The sequence below is a fragment of the Shewanella sp. SP2S2-4 genome (assembly GCF_031932025.1).
Classification (GTDB): Bacteria; Pseudomonadota; Gammaproteobacteria; order Enterobacterales; family Shewanellaceae; genus Shewanella; species Shewanella baltica.
This window is the reverse complement of the sequence record NZ_JAUOER010000010.1, coordinates 48344-65300: the sequence shown is the minus strand read 5'-3', so window position 1 is coordinate 65300 and position 16957 is coordinate 48344. Positions and strand designations below refer to the sequence as shown.

Here is a 16957-nt window from a genome sequence, read left to right as displayed (position 1 = left end):
TACCAAGGCTCCACGATGAGAAACTGACTATAGCACGGGGGTTAGGTTGCAAAAAGTCGCTACAAGTATGTTAAGTGTTAATATTTATGCGATTTAGTTGTTCGATTAACTGTGCATTGAACTGAGGATGAAGAGGGTATTTGAACGCAGATCTTTAGCGGAGTTTGGCGTTGCGATTTAAAAATGCCGTCATACACAGTAAGGCAGGACGGCACTGAAATCACTTAATATGCAATGGCTTATTCTTTAGACTTTTTCTTCAGGCCTAATCCCAGTTCACGACCACGGATCCGAGCGTAGAAGGGGAAGGCAATCAGCAGTACACCAATCAACAATACTTCGATTAATGCAAAAGCGAAGGCATCGGTAGTGACATAAAGCAGTGTCAGTCCATGCAGCATATAAAGGCACAGAACAAAACTCGCCCAAGCATAAGTATATGGATTACCTTGGAAAACCCCATTTGCAGGTAGTAATAATGGCACTATCCATAATAGGCTAAATAGCAGAGTGTATTCACCGCTAATCCCTTGGCCAACAAACCAGCCGCCTAATAGCAGAACGAGCGCGAAGTAACCTAAACGGCTAAGGGTAAATAAGGTGTTGGACGTCATATGTCTACCTAACGATTAAAATTAAAGCGATTTTTGTTTTAAAATCATGGATTAAAGAATAGCGAGCACATTCTCTGGAGGACGGCCGATGGCAGCGCGTTGATTGGCGAGCACAATCGGGCGTTCGATGAGTTTAGGCGTGTTCACCATGGCCTCAATCAATTGCTGCTCCGTCAACGAGGTGTCGGCAAGTTCCAAGGCTTGATATTCCGCTTCCTTGGTGCGCATTAATTCGCGAGCACTGATGCCTAATTTAGCCAGAATATCGCCGATGACTTCAGCCGTAGGCGGCGTTTTTAAGTATTCCACTAGGGTAATATCGCAACCTTGTTGCTCAAGTAGAGCTAAGGTTTCACGGCTTTTTGAACAACGTGGGTTATGGTAAATCGTCGCTTGGGTCATAGTGCTAGAGGCTCAATACGGGCTGAAATAACAATGGAGCGGATGATAACAGAAAAAACAACGCCCCGTCAGTGTGTTCGGGGCGTATAAATGGGTAATGAAGTTAAATCAATTTGTAAAACAACTGATTACTTAAGTGCTTCCATTTCTTTATCGGCCATTTTGAACTGGCGTATACGGGCTTCAATACGTGCAAGCTGTAAGGGATTACTTTCAGATGCACGGTAGGCAAAGTTAAGCTGATCGATAGCGCCCTTATAATTAGCTCCCAAAGCCATGAGCTCAGCGGTAGAAAAATATTCTAATGCCTGATTGCCTGTTTTTTTATAAACAGCGCTCAGTAATTGGTAGGGCAGCTGATTTTGTTTATCGAGGAATATCATGTCCTCCAATAAAGGAATAGCCTTAGGGGCTTGGTCAGCTTCGATGTAAATATTGGCTAAGTTGGCGTTAATCACTTGCGATGTTGGCTTCATTTTTCGCTGGGCTTCAAGCATAGCAATCGCCTTTGCATAGTCCTTACGTTCGGTCAATAAGTCGGCTTTAGTATCAATATAAAACAGATTGTTATCATCAATTTGTAACAGTTCATCGATGATTTTTTCCGACTCATCAAACTTCTTCAATCTAAATAACGCCAGCGCTTTGCCATAGAGCGCCGCCTCTTTAAAGCTGTAGGTCTGTTTGTTTAGTTGCTTGTCAAACATGCTCAAAACCGCTTCGTCGCTATAACTGGAAAAACGGACTTGAATACGGGCTTTCGCCAGCTGGAAGTTCAGGTTATCGGGAATATAACGCTTAGGATATTGCTCGGCGCGGTTACGGGCTTCAGTGATCCGCGACTCTGGTAATGGGTGAGTTAGCAGCATTTGTGGCGGCGTGGTGGTAAAGCGGTAACGAGTGGCTAACTTGCCAAAGAAATCCGCTGCAGCGTTGGGATCAAAGCCTGCATCCACCAAAATTTGCATACCGATGCGGTCGGCTTCTTTCTCGTGCAAACGGGTATAGTTGATTTTTGATTGTGTTGCCATCGCTTGGGTCGTCGCCAGTGCAGCCATACCGGCTTGTGGTACGGCAATGGTTAATAAAATGGCGCCGAGTAAACCCGCAATTGTCGCAGGATTGCTCTTTTGTTGTGCTTCGAGCGAACGCGCAAGGTGACGTTGGGTAACGTGGGTAATTTCGTGACCGAGTACTGAGGCGAGTTCGCTTTCGTTATCGGCATTGAGAAATAAGCCTGTGTGTACGGCAACATGGCCGCCGAAGAAGGCGAAGGCGTTGATTTCATCATTTTGTAACAAGAAGAAATAGAAGGGCGTTTTTACACCAGTGGCATGGGCGACCAGTTTGTTGCCAAGTTCAGTAAGGTACTGACTCAACACAGGATCATTTAACATCGGCGCTGAGGAGCGAATGATGCGCATATAGGCATCACCGTAAACCATTTCTTTTTCAAGGCTGAAGGTGTTAACTGCGGCCGTACCTAAATCCGGTAAGTCATTGTTAGCAAAGCTTTTGGCGGCTAAGGTTAGCAGCATCAAAGAGAATGCGCCTGCAACAAAAGGTTTTAATCGAGTCAAAAAAGTCAAGTTACGCAAGCGGATCCTTTATTTCTAATTATCTCAACTAAAGGCAGAGATACTGCACTTAGCTTGTAGTTTGAGGTGCAACTTAGGATAATAGCCCAAGTTCGTCTATAGCAAGTTCATTATGATTTTTATTGATTTAACGCTATTTCGCTGTCCTGTACCTTTAGTTAAAGTGAAACTTGCATTGAAGCCAATGCGAGACGGCGAGCAATTGCATATCTTACTCTCAGACTCAGGTTCGCGGCGAGATGTTCCCCAATATTTAAAAAAACAAGGTCATGTCGTGCAAGAGTTGCGTAATGATGTGAGTCTGTTAGCCTTGATGGTCACCAAAGTTGATCTATCTCAGGGATAAATTGAGGATTTTCATGTTTAAATCCTTTCCGAGTCGTGGCCTAATTTAATGTGCACGCTAGATAAGTTCACAAAATGAGTTTGCTAGCTGAGCGTAAGATTTCCGTTCTGCTAACAAGTTGAAGTGGAAGTAGTTTGATAACGTCGTAGATAACACCATGATAAATAAACTTTCCTGAGCGTTTGGGAAGCCTAGCCAACCATCACTATTGGAATGATCCATGTTTACTGTTTTTTCTCGTTGGTATCAAGAGCGCTTTAGTGATCCACAAGCGGTGACCTTAATGGCTATTCTTGTTGGGTTCGCGTTAGTGATTTATTTTGCCGCAGGTTTACTTGCCCCCTTATTAGTCGCGCTGGTGTTGGCATTTTTATTGGAATGGCCCGTGGCGCAAATGCTGAAATTAGGCATTAATCGCACCGCTGGTGCGTCCTTAGTTATCGTGTTGTTTTTGGGCATTGTGGTCTTACTGACATTTGGCTTAATTCCGAGTGTGTGGCGTCAAGGCGTGAGCTTAATTGCTGATTTGCCGAGCATGATAGATAAAGGGCTGCTGACGCTACAAACCTTGATCAACCAATACCCGCAATTTATCAATCCTGAGCAATTAGATTTGATGGTTGCAGAGCTTAAAAAACTGCTCGATACTCAGCATATACTGGATATTGCTAAGCAATTAATTGGCTATTCAGCGTCATTACTCGTCTTGATGGTATACGCGATTTTAGTGCCTCTGTTGGTGTTTTTCTTTTTAAAGGATAAAGACCAGCTGATCAGCGGCAGTAAGCGTTTTTTCCCTGCTAATCGTCAATTAGCCCGCAAAGTGTGGTTTGAAATGCATCAGCAAATTTTCAATTACATTCGTGGCAAAGTGATTGAAATCGTGGTGGTTGGTGTCGCGAGCTATATTTTGTTTGCCTTAATGGGGCTGAGGTATTCAATGTTGCTCGGGGTGTTGACTGGCTTGTCGGTATTGATCCCCTATGTTGGCGCAACCTTAGTCACCTTGCCGATCACCTTAGTGGCATTTTTTCAGTGGGGTTTTAGTTCTGAATTCGGCTATTTGATGTTGGGTTACGGCATTATTCAGGCGCTCGACGGTAATTTACTCGTGCCGATTTTGTTCTCCGATGCGGTGGATTTGCATCCAGTGATAATCATAGCCGCGGTATTAGTCTTTGGTGGTTTATGGGGCGTGTGGGGGGTATTCTTTGCCATTCCATTGGCTTCCTTGGTTAAAGCCGTGATTAACGCTTGGCCTAAAACTGAGGTTGAGACTCTTCAGGGACTCGATGCGAGTTGATGACGACTCGCTGAACGGTTTGCTGAGCTTGTCCTTGTGAGCATTGAGTTCTGTCATGGAACTCAGTGCCTGAGACGAGTAGGGCGTTCAGGCGCCACATTTAGGCACCATATAAGGCGCCATGTTTCGTCTCCATTACACATATTCATCAATCACTCGCTATATTTCCTGTTTAGCGTTATTGCCTTCGGGTTTGTCATTTGTCTTCAAGTCCCTTGAATAGAGCCCATATTGTCTAATTCAGGCTTTTTATTTTGTCCTTAGTCGCTTTGGGGATTTACATTATGTAGCCTCTAGGTTAGGCATATGTAAAACTCTTATATAAGCATGTGGTTACATGATGCAGCGCACATTTTACCCTTGAGTATGTTGATAAAGTTGGGGGGCTTAGCATGGGTTTGCTTATTCGTTCATCCTTAGCTAAGTTATATTGAGTCGTGCTATTTACTTTTGGTTGCGAGATGGAAGTCACCCTGACAAGAATTTCCACTGACAATCGCCATTGGAGGATACTATTGTGAGCAAAAAACTATTAAGTGCGCTTTTCGGGGCTAGTCTCGCAGCGTTAGCGCTGTCGCCAACCGCATTTGCTGCAGATCAAAAATTGTCTGATTTCCACGCTGAGTCGGGTGGTTGTGAAAGCTGTCATAAAGATGGTACACCTTCTGCGGATGGTGCCTTTGAATTTGAACAGTGTCAAAGCTGTCACGGTTCTCTTGCTGAGATGGACGCTGTGCATAAACCACATGACGGCAATTTAGTCTGTGCAGATTGTCATGCGGTGCATGATATGAATGTAGGTGAAAAACCGACCTGTGAAAGTTGCCATGATGATGGCCGCACACCAGCGACGATTCTGAAAAAATAATCAAAAAATGTTAGAAGCGTTGGCATCTGCCTTCAAGTCTACATAAATAACGCCAGCAAATGTTGGCGTTATTTTTATCAGTAAATGAATCAATTACTCGTCTTTTGGTTGGCCTTGGATGATCTTCTTACCTGAGAACATGGCTGAAATAATCCCAGGTTGACGTTTAACTTCGGTATAAACCACAGCGAATACATGCAGTAAAATCAGTAGCAAAAGTAGATAAACCGCATAAACGTGAACTTCACCGGCTAGTCCCTTCAGCGGTTTAAGCGCAGCCGCTTTCTCAGTATTCACCCCAGTGGCATCATAGGGTTTTAAGCTTGCTGGGTCGACATTGGTATCGGCCAGATAGCTTTGTACTGCACTACCTAACGGCGGGTAGTAAATATCTGTTCCTGCACGTAAAAGCCCAGTTATCATGATAGTGACTAACAGCAGCATAATGCCGAGGACAGCAAATTTGCCTTTAGGATTATGGCCTAAATACTGCGGATTTTTACCCGCGGCCAGTTCTGACTTGTAGGTCATTAACTCATTTTTGCTATTGGCATTGGGAAACATATGGCTGAAACGCGCATATTTGTTACCGACAAAACCCCACACAAGGCGAATGATGAGGTTGATTGCAAACGCATATCCTATGCATACGTGTAAAGTTTTTAAGCCAATTTTGCCGGTTAACTCAGTGATGCCCAACTCAGTGCGATACATCATGATGCCACCCACTAAGATGAGTGCGAGCACGAGAATGACATTTATCCAATGGAATAATCGAGTCGGTTTGTCCCATACAGGGTAGGATTTGACTTCAAGCGCGGTGGGTTTACTGCTGGACATGGAATTTCCTTATTTTTTGTGTTGATATAATCTTACGCTTTTATCTAAAAGTTTCAGTAATTTTTTTCAGTTTCAATTAAGACTTCTGATTGATAGTGGATTCAACGAAAGTGTTAGAAGTTTTTGATTTGCGTACGGTAAATATTTTTCACGTAAGTCTTTTTAATCTGTTTTATCTAATGCTAATATCGTCACCACGGTAGACTTGGAAGTCTATTGAACGGATGTTGAAGTTGTATTGAGAGGATTTTAGGTTCTCAAAGTGAATAATCGTTAATCAGACAGGGAGTGAGCAGGATGTTCAAAATATTACATTGGATTGTAGTGTCACGATCGCAAGTATTAATGGAATTGCTAGCAGGACGTTGGCCACAGGAGTTTCTCGTTAAGTTGACGCAAGTCAGCCCTGATGAGATGTGTGAACAAATCAAGGATAATCATGCCTCCATGGTAGTGATTGATTTAGCAACTGTTGATCTTCAAAAAGCCCATCAATTTCAGCGTTTACTTGCCCGTGAACAACCAAGTGTACGAGTCGTCTATTTACAATTCCCTAAACAAGTCGATGCACGTTTTTTAATGCAAGCGGCCACGACCGCAGGGGTGTTTTATCTCGATGCGGGTTTAACTGAGATTAGCCTAGGATTCTCGAATATTTTACGAGGCCATAGGGTGATACCAATTCAACTTGTCAATGGGGTAAACGATGACTTTGGTTTGTTCGAAGATACTGAGCCGCTGACGATTCGTGAGCGAGAAGTATTACAAGCCCTCTTAACGGGTAGTACTAACTTAGATATTGCTAATCAGCTGTTTGTCAGTGAAAGCACGATAAAAACCCATTTGTACCGAGTATTCCGTAAGATCGGTGTGTCGAGCCGTGGTCAAGCGATCGCGTGGGCGCAAACCTATTTGCACGATGTGGTGGTTTAAATCTGTATTAGCACTGATAGAAGACACTAATTTGGCAAGGGAATACTGTTCTAGACATAGATGTGTGCGTTTAGAGATTAGTACCTAAGTTAAGTGTTATCTCAGAAATGATAAAAGGGGCTTTTGCCCCTTTTGTTTGTCTTAAAATCAATCGAATTAAAACGTTAAATTAACGTCCTAACCAAGCCGCGAGTTTAGTTCTGTCACTAATTGCTAGGGCGACAGTGTCCTTTGGCGCGGCAGTTATCATCAATTCACCCGTCATCAATTCATCCCGTCTAAACCAATGTAAATTCAAGGATTCACCTAGCGGATATTGCTGTAGCTGCGCCTCAAATTGCGCGCTGACTTGCAAGTTATCGGCGGCAATTAACACATCCCCCGCACTTAATCCCGCAAGGTGGGCAGGGCTGCCTTGGGTAACGGTCACCACTTTCAATCCCATCGGCGCCACTTGAGTTTTCGCGCCAAAGGCAATGTCATAGCCTTTTAGTTGCCCGCCGCCCACATCCTGCGGACCTTGGCTGGCTCGAAGGTTAAACTCGACACCAAATTCGGCGAGTAGTGGAGCCAGTGGAATATCGTCGGTGTTATCTAAGTAGGTAAATAAATCGTGGCAATCACGGCCAAGGAGTCGCTCGACAATCGCTTGGTGGCAGCTGTCAGTCGTGCCTTTATTTTGCAGGGCATATTCCTGCCACAGGATCTGCATCACATGGTCGAGATTGTATTTGCCTTGGGTTTCATGGCGCAGGGTTAAATCTAAGTACAGCGCAAACAGCGCGCCTTTGGTGTAATAACTGATGATAGCGTTTTGCGCGTTTTCATCCTGCTTATAGAACTTAGTCCATGCATTAAAGCTCGAGTCCTTAACGCTTTGTTTAAAGCGTCCTTGGCTGCGATAAACGCGGGTGAAGGTTTCACTCAGCATATCTAAATAACTTTGTTCATCTACCAACCCGGCGCGATAGGTAAGGAAGTCATCATAATAGGAGGTGATGCCTTCATAGGCCCATAGCTGCGGCGTATAGGTTTCAGCCTCAAGTTTATAGGGTAAAAAGCACTCTGGCTTAATACGCTTCACGTTCCAGCTGTGGAAATACTCGTGGCTGCACAGGGATAAATAAGTGCGATAGTCGTTATTGATTGGCGCATTGAGCGACAGCGGTAAGTCCTTGCGTGAACACATCAATGCGGTAGATGCTCTGTGTTCTAACCCGCCAAAGCCATTGTCTAATACTGTGGTCATAAACAAGTAACGTTTAAACAGCGCAGGCGTACCAAAAAGGTTGATCTGATACTCACAAATGGCTTTCAAGTCTTGGCAGAGTCTTGGCATGCAAGCGCGGTGACGGCCATTGAGGACGATATCGTGTTGGACGCCGCAGGCATCGAAACTAGCTAAAGTAAATAAGCCCATTTCCACTGGATGATCGATGAGCTCGTCATAGCTTGTGGCACTAAATTGGCCGAAGGCAAAGTCGTCACCACTGATGCGGGTCATGCTGGTAGCGACGCGCCAATCACTTAATGTGGACTCAGAGGGCGGTAACATAGTGACAGTGTGGGTTTGTTGTTCAAAACCGTGGGCGGATAGAAACACGCTACTGCCGTTAAAGAAGCCGTGGGTCGTGTCCAAATGCGCGGTACGCACCGACAGATCCCAAGCATACACTTGATAAGTCAGAATAATTTCGCTGCTATTATTGTCAACCGACCAAGTTTGCTTATCTAGTTGGCTGAGCTTGAGCGTTTGGCCATTAGCATCTTGTGCCTTGAGTTCAATAATATTTTTAGCAAAGTCGCGCACCATATAACTGCCAGGCAGCCAAGCGGGTAGGCTAAAGACTTGCACTGGCTTGGGTTGGGATAATGTCATAGTGACAGTGAATAAATGGGCTTTCGGATCGACGGGGATTATCTGGTAATGGATCATATTTATCCTGCAAAACCTGAGTATTTTAATGGTGGCCATGCTGCCAAAAATGCCTGCAACTGGCAAATGAAAAGCAAAAATATCTACAGACACAAAGCGTTGAATTGTCAATATACCCAAGCAACCTGAAGATACGAGTTCAGAGCGCCTAGGGTGCTTCAATTCAAGGCGCATCAATGACAGAATGTCGGCCACCTTTTGAATTGATGCAACACGGGAGTGGAGTGCCCTAGACGCTCCGTCCCGGCGGGTTTTAACGCACTTTATGCTTTGTTGGTTATTTTTAACTTAGCCCACTAGGTCCGCAAATAACCGCCTTGCCTAAAGTGCGTTAAACTCCAGCTGAATCATGCATCTTCAAGTTGTTTGGGTATATACTATGCCAACTAACCCAAGGAGGACGCCCCATGGCCGAAGAAACGATTTTCAGCAAAATTATTCGTCGCGAAATTCCCGCGGATATTCTGTATCAAGATGAACTTGTGACTGCCTTTAGAGACATTTCCCCTAAGGCGCCAACGCACTTCTTGATTGTGCCAAATCATTTGATCCCAACGGCGAACGACATGAAAGCCTCTGATGAGCCGGTGCTTGGCCGCATGATGACAGTTGCCGCTAAATTGGCGGCGGAAGCGGGTATCGCTAAAGATGGCTACCGACTGATAATGAACTGCAATCAACACGGTGGACAAGAAGTCTATCACATTCATTTCCACCTTGTGGGCGGGGAGCCTCTGGGGCCCATGTTGAGTCAAGGCCAATGAAGGTCAATTCGGATTTTTTCCCGCTGACCCAAATGGCGCAGCGGTTTGTGGATCAACTCGCTCAGTGTCGTCGTCTCGGTTTAACCGTACTGGAGGCGAGTGAGCACCATGTGTTGATTGAGTTGCCCTACAGCACTGAATTAATTGGTTATCCCGATACGGGCGTTATCCATGGCGGAGTCATTACTACTTTAATGGATACCGCCTGTGGAAGTGCAGTGGTCAGTGCAATTTTCCATAAATTCAAATTGTTAGAAATCTCACCTACGCTCGATTTGCGGGTGGATTATATGAAGCCCGCTCAGCCCCATAAACCTGTGTTTGGGTTTGCGGAATGCTACAAATTGTCTTCCAACATTGCCTTTACCCGCGCGATTGCTTATCAAGACAGCATAGATGATCCTATTGCCCATGCTGTTGGTTCCTTTATGCGGATCAGTCCAGAAATGGTGGGTGATGCCTTTAGACAAGCGCTGATGGGTGAAGCCGTGCCTGAAATAGGAGACACTGATGAGCGCAAATAATTCGGAACTTGGCACCGCCAGTGCCACTCAACACGCCCAAGTAAAAGCACCTATCGATGTGCAAGGCATTGTTAAGCGCGCCACTGAGCTTAACGATTTTGGTCATTTACTTGAGCACGTTCCCTATGCCAAATTTATTGGTATGAAGGTGGAACGTTTTGGTGATGAACTGATTTTTAAACTGCCTGCTAAGGACGACAATATCGGTAATCCTGTGTTGCCCGCTATCCATGGCGGCGTCATTGCAGGTTTTATGGAGATGTCAGCGATAGTGCAGTTGATGGTCTTTATGCAAACTGCCAAAGTGCCTAAAGTGGTCGATTTTTCCATCGACTATTTACGTGCAGGCCTGCATAAAGATAGCTTTGCTGAATGTCGTATTACCCGTCAGGGGCGACGAGTGGCCAACGTGAATATCGATTGTTGGCAAACCAATCGTAAGCAGCTCATCGCTACGGCACGGGCGCACTTTCTGATTGATTAACTCGTTTTATTGAGCAGATGTTTGAGTGATGATTAAGTCTGTCTTGTTAAGCATAAGTTCAGCACAGTTCGATTAGCTTGTCGTTTAATGGGAAATGATGCGCGCTGGCCGCGCATTTTGTCGCGTGACTGGGAGAAAGAGATGAAACAAATTTATACAGGACTATTATTGACCGCGGCGCTGACCTTAGGCGCTTGTGCCTCACATACCGCAGGTATTTCAGTGAGTTCGCTCGGTGAAACCCGTATCGATAATACCAGTTTTGCCCGAGATATAGCGGTTGAAAGTGTGGATGCACGCCGAGTCGGCGATTTAGTGCAGGGCTCTGCGCTGATTGTCAGCAAATCATCAACTGACATGCGTGTGCAGTATAAATTCACTTGGTACGACGCCAGCGGCTTTACTATCGAAGATGAAGCGACGAGCTGGAAATCGGTCAAGTTGCATGGCAAGCAACAATTGCAAGTCGCCGCCGTGGCGCCCAATTCCCAAGCGGTTAAATTTGATGTGTACGTGCGCGAAACCTTTTCGAATTAAGCCTGAAGTTCGCCCTGAGAATGCCAGCTATGCTGGCATTTTTCATTTTATGACGTAAATGTGTCATCCCATCCTATTACTCATGTATACTAGGCGTCGCCAAGGGGTGTTTGCAGCCAATGAATTTACGTTAATTACTGCAAACTGAGATGTCAGTTGACGAACCCTTAGAACCTGATCCGGCTAATACCGGCGTAGGAATGGGCCAATCAACAGCACACTTCTGAATCGCTTATTCGTTGCCGGATCTCAAACTATGTATTTGAGGTCCTATGTTAAACAGTAAAACGCTAAACAGTAACACGTCAAAACGCCATTCCCCGTTTTCAACCATCACACCCAGCTTGTTTTTAACCCGAGCGCCGCTGGCGTTAGCCATTGCTACCGCGCTGAGCACTTCTGCATTTGCACAAACCGATGCTATTGATAAACCCGATCCCAGCACTGAGATGGAAGTCATGGTAGTGACGGCGGATTTTCGCAGTTCAAGCTTAGAAAAAATGCCTTCCAGTATTACCGTTATCGACAGTCAAAAAATTCAAGATGAAAGCGCGCAGCACTTTGAAGATCTGCTTAATTCTATTGCTAACTTTAACTGGTCAGGTGGAAGTTCGCGGCCAAAATATTTTCAAATTCGCGGCGTAGGTGAGCAAGAGCAATACCAAGGCGCACCTAATTCTTCTGTGGGTTACATCATTGATGATATCGATTTATCCGGTATTGGTATGGTGTCGAGCATGTACGATCTACAACAGGTCGAAGTGCTACGTGGACCACAGGGCACACGTTATGGCGCGAATGCCTTAGCGGGACTGATTTATCTGAAAAGTAACGACCCCACCGATGTGTTTGAACATGGTGCAGAAGTCTCGTTAGGTGATGATAATTTACGCACGTTTAGCGGTTTCAGTTCAGGCCCATTAACGGATTCTGGCAAGCTGCTTTATCGCGTGTCACTGCAGCAACATCAACAAAATGGTTACCACGACAACCTCTATTTAGGTCGTGACGATACCAATGGCCGCGATGAGTTCAGCGGCCGCGCTAAGCTGCGCTGGTATGCGACTGACGATTTGCAGTTTGATTTAACTGTGCTGCACGCCGATTTTGATAATGGCTATGATGTGTGGAGTTTAACCAATTCACCGACCCAGACGACATCGGATCAACCGGGTGTCGATAGCCAGCGCACCACAGGCGCAGGCTTTAAAGCGACCTATTCTGGCGCCGAAACCTTTGAGCTGACCTCGTTAACGTCCTTTGCGAATACCGATCACCATTACAGTTACGATGGCGATTGGTCGAACCCAGAGTATTGGGCTTCTAAGCAATGCAGTGATGACGATGGCAATCTGGCGCCGTGCCAATATGATTATTTTTGGGATAAAACGGGCCAACGTAAAACTGTGTCGCAAGAGTTTCGCTTAAGTTCTACCGAGCTGGGCCGAATCTTTGCGGACAGTACGGATTGGTTGCTTGGTGTGTACGGCATGAATCTGAAAGAAGATAACCAATTGTATTCTGAGTACAATGCTTGGCCGGATGAAGTCTTAGACTCTGAGTATGAAGCGACGAACTATGCCTTGTTTGGTCAGCTCGATACGGATCTGGGCTCAGATTATGCCTTATCTGTGGGTTTACGTTTAGAGCGCCGCAATAGCCATTACTCAGATACGAATAACGATAATTTCGACCCGAGCGAAACCATGTGGGGTGGGCATATTGCAGTGAGTAAAGTGCTGAATGACTCACACAACGCATATGTCCGTGTCGCGCGCGGTTACAAGGCGGGCGGTTTTAACATGACTTTGCCTGTCGAACTGAACGATAAAAAAGAGTTCAGTACTGAGACGCTTTATAACTATGAAATCGGCCTTAAATCCCATTGGCTAGCGGGGCTAATCGATACTAATCTGGCGCTGTTCTATATGGACAGACAAGATCAACAGGTGGCGGCATCCCAGCAAGACCCTGATAAACCGCAGCGTTTTATTTTGTTCACCGAAAACGCAGGCAGTTCTAATAACTATGGTGCTGAGTTAGATGCGACCTGGTATGCCACGGATAATCTACAAATTTACTCAAGCTTAGGTTGGTTAGAAACCGCCTACGGCGATTATCAGTATCAGGACAAATATGGCACTGAGGTGGATTTAACTGGCCGCGATCTGGCCCATTCACCACACTTTACATACAGCCTTGGTGGGACTTATCGTGCCAATTCGGGTTGGTTTGCTAACCTAAACTTAAGCGGTAAGAGCGAGTTTTACTATTCAGACAGCAATGAATCCCGTTCTGAACCCTACACTATCGTCAATGCCCGCGTGGGTTATGAGGCGAGTGCATGGTCGGCTTATTTATGGGGCCGTAATTTGTTCAATGAAGAATACGGTGTGCGCGGTTTCTACTTCGGTAACGAGCCAGATAATGGCTGGGCAGAAAAGCAATATATTCGTTACGGTGATCCGCGTCAGATTGGCGTCACCTTTAACGTTAAGTTTATGTAAAAGCTCATATAATGGCTCAGGTCACTATGAGCCATTTGAGTTAACTTATGACTAAGCTGTAGTCCGGTGTAAGGGCTATAGCTTCTCTCAAATTTAAGGAATTAAGATGAAACTGACCGCAGAAATTAGCATGTATCCCTTCAATGAGAACTACCTCGATCCGATAAAGTGGTTCATTGGTCGCGTGGATAGCTATCCTAATATCGAGCGCGTGACCAATGCGATGGCAACCCAAGTGTGCGGCGATTATTTAGATGTGATGACTATGCTGGCGACCGAGATGCAAGCTGCCCATGAGAAGTGGGGCAAGGCAGTATTTGTGTGTAAGTTTATCGGTGGTGAGCTGAATTTAGCCCACAGCGAATAATGTTTTAGCGTCACATACGCGATAAATCGGCAGTGAGAACAACACAATGACAGATTTATGGTTAACCTTGGTCGAGAGTATGAATGCGGCCTTTGGTGAAGTCCATGTGATGACCGCATGGGAAGCCTTAGCGGTATTGCTGGCCATGGCATATCTACTGCTGGCAATGAAGGCGAGCGTCTGGTGCTGGGCGGCGGCCTTTGCCAGTACCGCCATTTACACTGTGTTGTTTTGGAAAGTGTCGTTACTGATGGAGTCAGTGCTGAATATCTATTATATGGCGATGGCGCTCTATGGATATTGGCTCTGGACCCAAGGCGGCGATAAACATCAAGGGGTCAAAGTGACCACTTGGTCGTTGAAAACCCACTTGAAGTTGATCGCGGTGACAGGCGTTATTTCGCTTTTTGTCGGGCACGGCATGGCGATGTATACCCAAGCCGCGTTCCCCTATTTAGATGCGGCCACGACCTGTTTTGCTGTGATGACGACCTATTTAGTGGCGAAGAAAGTACTTGAGAATTGGCTCTACTGGGTCGTTATCGACATAGTGTCGATTTACCTTTATCTCAGCAAAGGTTTGATGCTGACCTCGCTATTATTTGTACTATATGTAGGGCTTGCAGTAGTAGGGTATTTCCTTTGGCGCACTGCATTAGCCGACGCCCGTGAGGCCAATGCCTTGAAGTTACTCAGTTAATGCTCGATGTAAACGCTGCTAAGCCATACTCAGCGGGCGAATCATTCAACGCACTCTTGCCCATACTCAAACGAGCTGGGCTGGAGCAAGTACTAAGTCTTTGCGAGCTTTCGGGCGGCTTGAGTAATCATAATTATAAGATCACTACGCCTGCAGGCAGTTATGTGCTGCGGGTCAATGCCGATGCGGCGGACAGTTTTTGCACCCGCCAGCAGGAGCGTTTTTACTGGCAACAACTCGCCCAAGCTAAACTTGCCCCAGCACTGCTGTGGGTGAGTGAAGATGAGCGCTACTACCTCAGTGATTTTATTGAGAGTGACCTTATTGCGAGTGACTTTATTGAGAGTGACCTTATCGAAAGTGCAGTAGCGAGCGCTGCAGAGTGTGCGGCAATTGAACACAATGTGATTGATAGCGAACGCTTTCAACGTAAACGCTTAATCCATTGGCCTGCCTTAGAGCGCCAAACCAGTGCCGCTGATTTTGTGCTGGAGCAGTCGTCTTTGGGCATTTTACATCACGGCTATTCACAACAAGCTTATTTAAATCATGAGCTTAGTCTGATACCAATACAGCAAGATAAGCATCCCAACTCAGCTGCGCGCTTACTGCTGGAATTATTGCTGCAATTGCGGGAACTGCCCACAGGTCCTTATGCCATCAGTATCACAGAGCAATGGCAGGAATATCACCAGCAGATGCTTGCCTATCAGGCATCTCTTGCGCTCACGCACGATTGGAGTGAGCGAGTCGCTAAGTTGCTTAACATCCAAATCGACATCAGACATTGGTGTGATGACTTAGCGGCTTGTTTAATTAAGCCGCAGTTTTGCCATCGCGATCTTAATCCCCACAATCTGTTACTCAAAAACAACCGTTTGTATTGTATTGATTTTGAGTATGCGACGGCGTCGCATCCCCTGTGTGAGTTAGCTGTAGTGTTAGCGACCCATGCGTTAACGCCTGCACAGCAAAACGAGTTAGTGACGCAGTATCTGAGTGATCATCCCTATGTCACGCCCCACGCCGTAGCGGCCGTACCTGCCGCCATTGACATGTACTGGGTATTTGCTTGCTACTGGGCATTATTGATGGCGGCGCAAACTGAGACCAGTCGCAGCGCCGACTATCTCGCATGGTTTGATTGTTTTTGGCCGCTCATCACCCAAGCATCATAACGATTAGCGGCACGATTGGCGATTTAAAGCAGGCAAAGTATTAACATATTAAAAACCTTTATTAGACAAACTTGTTTGATATAAGAGGCCACTTTATATAGGCTCAAGCGTCATATTAGCAACAGTTCTTGGATGGATGATTCAGTATGAAAAAAGGCGTGATGCTACTTGTGTGTCTCTTAGGCTTAAGCGCCTGTTCCACTAAATTCAGTTACCATTTCCTCGATTGGGCTATCGGTTGGGAGCAAGAGGACTACGTTACCTTAGATAAACCGCAGCAAAAGGCATTTGACGCCCTCATTGAAAAATTTGTCCTGTGGCACCAATCCAAAGAATTGTCCCACTATGTGGTGCAACTAACCGAAGTCGAAAGCCTCATCAAAACCAATACCTTAACGCCAGTTTTATGGGCTGAGCATGTGGAGATTGCTAAGCGGCATTGGTTTCGTTTGTTTGAGTTTGCTTTGCCAGAATTACTGCCCATCATCATGTCCTTGTCCGATGAACAGGTGAAGCAAATCCTCGCCAAATTACGGGAAGATGAGCAGGAGCTCGTCAAAGAGTTTGCCGGCAAAACTCCAACGCAGTTACAAAAAGAGGCCGACGAAAACCTTCAAGAGCAATTTGATGACTGGCTTGGCAGTGTGAGTGCAGAACAAAAAGAGCTTATTCATCAGTATAATCAACAGCGTTTATCCACCTTAGATATGTGGCTCGAATACCGCCACGAATGGTTACGTCAGTTTGAGGTTGCCCTTGGGCAGCGCGCCGACAAAGCGCTATTAACTGAGCGTTTGACCCTGTTGATGACGCAGCCCGATGAGCTTAAGTCCGAGCAACATAAAGTGTTTTTACGCAAAAATACTGAGGCATTTGGGACCTTACTGCTAGCGATGAACACGAGTTTGTCGGAGAAGCAATCGAAACATTTTTATAAAAAGTTGGGTGGGCTCATTCAAGATCTCACCGAGCTTAATCAAGAAGCCATTGAAAAAGAGGCAAGTGCAAAAAAAGCCTAGGGCATGAAAGATTTATTGGCTTGCTAGGGTCTATTCC

At 45.7% G+C, this 16957-nt stretch carries 18 protein-coding genes and 1 riboswitch; of the genes, 13 read left to right on the top strand and 5 right to left on the bottom strand.

Features of this window, described 5'->3' with window-relative positions; all coding sequences use genetic code 11:
* Positions 1 to 239: 239 nt before the first annotated feature.
* The 3 genes from Q4Q54_RS10040 to Q4Q54_RS10030 all read right to left on the bottom strand — a co-directional run bounded on the left by Q4Q54_RS10040 (position 240) and on the right by Q4Q54_RS10030 (position 2614).
* Positions 240 to 614: a DUF2069 domain-containing protein gene (locus Q4Q54_RS10040; protein ID WP_311988371.1), complete on the bottom strand. Its 375-nt coding sequence runs from the start codon at positions 612 to 614 to the stop codon at positions 240 to 242.
* 51 nt (positions 615 to 665) lie between these two features.
* Positions 666 to 1016 (bottom strand): arsenate reductase (glutaredoxin), encoded by a 351-nt coding sequence (gene arsC, locus Q4Q54_RS10035; RefSeq protein WP_006086336.1) that lies wholly within the window; start codon positions 1014 to 1016, stop codon positions 666 to 668.
* Positions 1017 to 1144: 128 nt separating this feature from the next.
* Positions 1145 to 2614: a M48 family metalloprotease gene (locus Q4Q54_RS10030; RefSeq protein WP_311988370.1), complete on the bottom strand. Its 1470-nt coding sequence runs from the start codon at positions 2612 to 2614 to the stop codon at positions 1145 to 1147.
* A 112-nt stretch (positions 2615 to 2726) separates the two neighbouring features.
* Here Q4Q54_RS10030 and Q4Q54_RS10025 point away from each other — a divergent pair, with 112 nt between their 5' ends.
* From Q4Q54_RS10025 to cctA, 3 genes are all read left to right on the top strand, one after another.
* Positions 2727 to 2960, top strand: a complete 234-nt coding sequence (locus Q4Q54_RS10025; protein ID WP_106650271.1) for a sulfurtransferase TusA family protein — start codon at positions 2727 to 2729, stop codon at positions 2958 to 2960.
* Positions 2961 to 3180: 220 nt separating this feature from the next.
* A complete protein-coding gene (locus tag Q4Q54_RS10020; RefSeq protein WP_311988369.1) occupies positions 3181 to 4263 on the top strand; it encodes an AI-2E family transporter in 1083 nt (360 codons plus the stop codon).
* Positions 4264 to 4780: 517 nt separating this feature from the next.
* Positions 4781 to 5131 (top strand): tetraheme c-type cytochrome CctA, encoded by a 351-nt coding sequence (gene cctA, locus Q4Q54_RS10015; protein WP_006081299.1) that lies wholly within the window; start codon positions 4781 to 4783, stop codon positions 5129 to 5131.
* Between the two features lie 93 nt (positions 5132 to 5224).
* Here cctA and Q4Q54_RS10010 read toward each other — a convergent pair whose 3' ends face one another.
* Positions 5225 to 5971 carry a cytochrome b/b6 domain-containing protein gene (locus Q4Q54_RS10010; RefSeq protein WP_311988368.1) on the bottom strand — a complete coding sequence of 249 codons (747 nt, stop codon included), beginning with the start codon at positions 5969 to 5971 and terminating at the stop codon, positions 5225 to 5227.
* 297 nt (positions 5972 to 6268) lie between these two features.
* Between Q4Q54_RS10010 and Q4Q54_RS10005 the strand changes: the two genes are divergently transcribed.
* Positions 6269 to 6904, top strand: coding sequence for a LuxR C-terminal-related transcriptional regulator (locus Q4Q54_RS10005; RefSeq protein WP_006081301.1), 636 nt, complete (start codon positions 6269 to 6271; stop codon positions 6902 to 6904).
* A gap of 169 nt (positions 6905 to 7073) precedes the next feature.
* Here Q4Q54_RS10005 and Q4Q54_RS10000 read toward each other — a convergent pair whose 3' ends face one another.
* A complete protein-coding gene (locus Q4Q54_RS10000) occupies positions 7074 to 8840 on the bottom strand; it encodes a PDZ domain-containing protein (protein WP_311988367.1) in 1767 nt (588 codons plus the stop codon).
* Positions 8841 to 9247: 407 nt separating this feature from the next.
* Between Q4Q54_RS10000 and hinT the strand changes: the two genes are divergently transcribed.
* The 9 genes from hinT to Q4Q54_RS09955 all read left to right on the top strand — a co-directional run bounded on the left by hinT (position 9248) and on the right by Q4Q54_RS09955 (position 16920).
* The gene (gene hinT / locus Q4Q54_RS09995) at positions 9248 to 9604 is read left to right on the top strand and encodes a purine nucleoside phosphoramidase (RefSeq protein ID WP_311988366.1); all 357 of its coding nucleotides are present in this window, start codon (positions 9248 to 9250) and stop codon (positions 9602 to 9604) included.
* Positions 9601 to 10128 (top strand): PaaI family thioesterase, encoded by a 528-nt coding sequence (locus tag Q4Q54_RS09990; RefSeq protein ID WP_006081304.1) that lies wholly within the window; start codon positions 9601 to 9603, stop codon positions 10126 to 10128. The genes hinT and Q4Q54_RS09990 overlap by 4 nt, the downstream gene beginning before the upstream one ends.
* Positions 10115 to 10612, top strand: coding sequence for a PaaI family thioesterase (locus Q4Q54_RS09985; protein ID WP_006086342.1), 498 nt, complete (start codon positions 10115 to 10117; stop codon positions 10610 to 10612). Before Q4Q54_RS09990 ends, Q4Q54_RS09985 begins: the two co-directional genes overlap by 14 nt.
* A gap of 141 nt (positions 10613 to 10753) precedes the next feature.
* Entirely contained in the window at positions 10754 to 11149 is a 396-nt protein-coding gene (locus Q4Q54_RS09980; protein WP_311988365.1) for a YcfL family protein, read from the top strand.
* A 92-nt stretch (positions 11150 to 11241) separates the two neighbouring features.
* Positions 11242 to 11367, top strand: a riboswitch (TPP riboswitch).
* A gap of 54 nt (positions 11368 to 11421) precedes the next feature.
* The gene (locus tag Q4Q54_RS09975; protein WP_311988364.1) at positions 11422 to 13656 is read left to right on the top strand and encodes a TonB-dependent receptor domain-containing protein; all 2235 of its coding nucleotides are present in this window, start codon (positions 11422 to 11424) and stop codon (positions 13654 to 13656) included.
* A 106-nt stretch (positions 13657 to 13762) separates the two neighbouring features.
* Positions 13763 to 14023, top strand: a complete 261-nt coding sequence (locus Q4Q54_RS09970; RefSeq protein WP_028760297.1) for a hypothetical protein — start codon at positions 13763 to 13765, stop codon at positions 14021 to 14023.
* Positions 14024 to 14069: 46 nt separating this feature from the next.
* Positions 14070 to 14723, top strand: a complete 654-nt coding sequence (gene pnuC / locus Q4Q54_RS09965; protein WP_220592724.1) for a nicotinamide riboside transporter PnuC — start codon at positions 14070 to 14072, stop codon at positions 14721 to 14723.
* The gene (locus Q4Q54_RS09960) at positions 14723 to 15901 is read left to right on the top strand and encodes a phosphotransferase (protein WP_311988363.1); all 1179 of its coding nucleotides are present in this window, start codon (positions 14723 to 14725) and stop codon (positions 15899 to 15901) included. Before pnuC ends, Q4Q54_RS09960 begins: the two co-directional genes overlap by 1 nt.
* Before the next feature lie 146 nt (positions 15902 to 16047).
* Positions 16048 to 16920 carry a DUF6279 family lipoprotein gene (locus tag Q4Q54_RS09955; protein WP_311988362.1) on the top strand — a complete coding sequence of 291 codons (873 nt, stop codon included), beginning with the start codon at positions 16048 to 16050 and terminating at the stop codon, positions 16918 to 16920.
* The last annotated feature ends 37 nt before the right edge of the window (positions 16921 to 16957 follow it).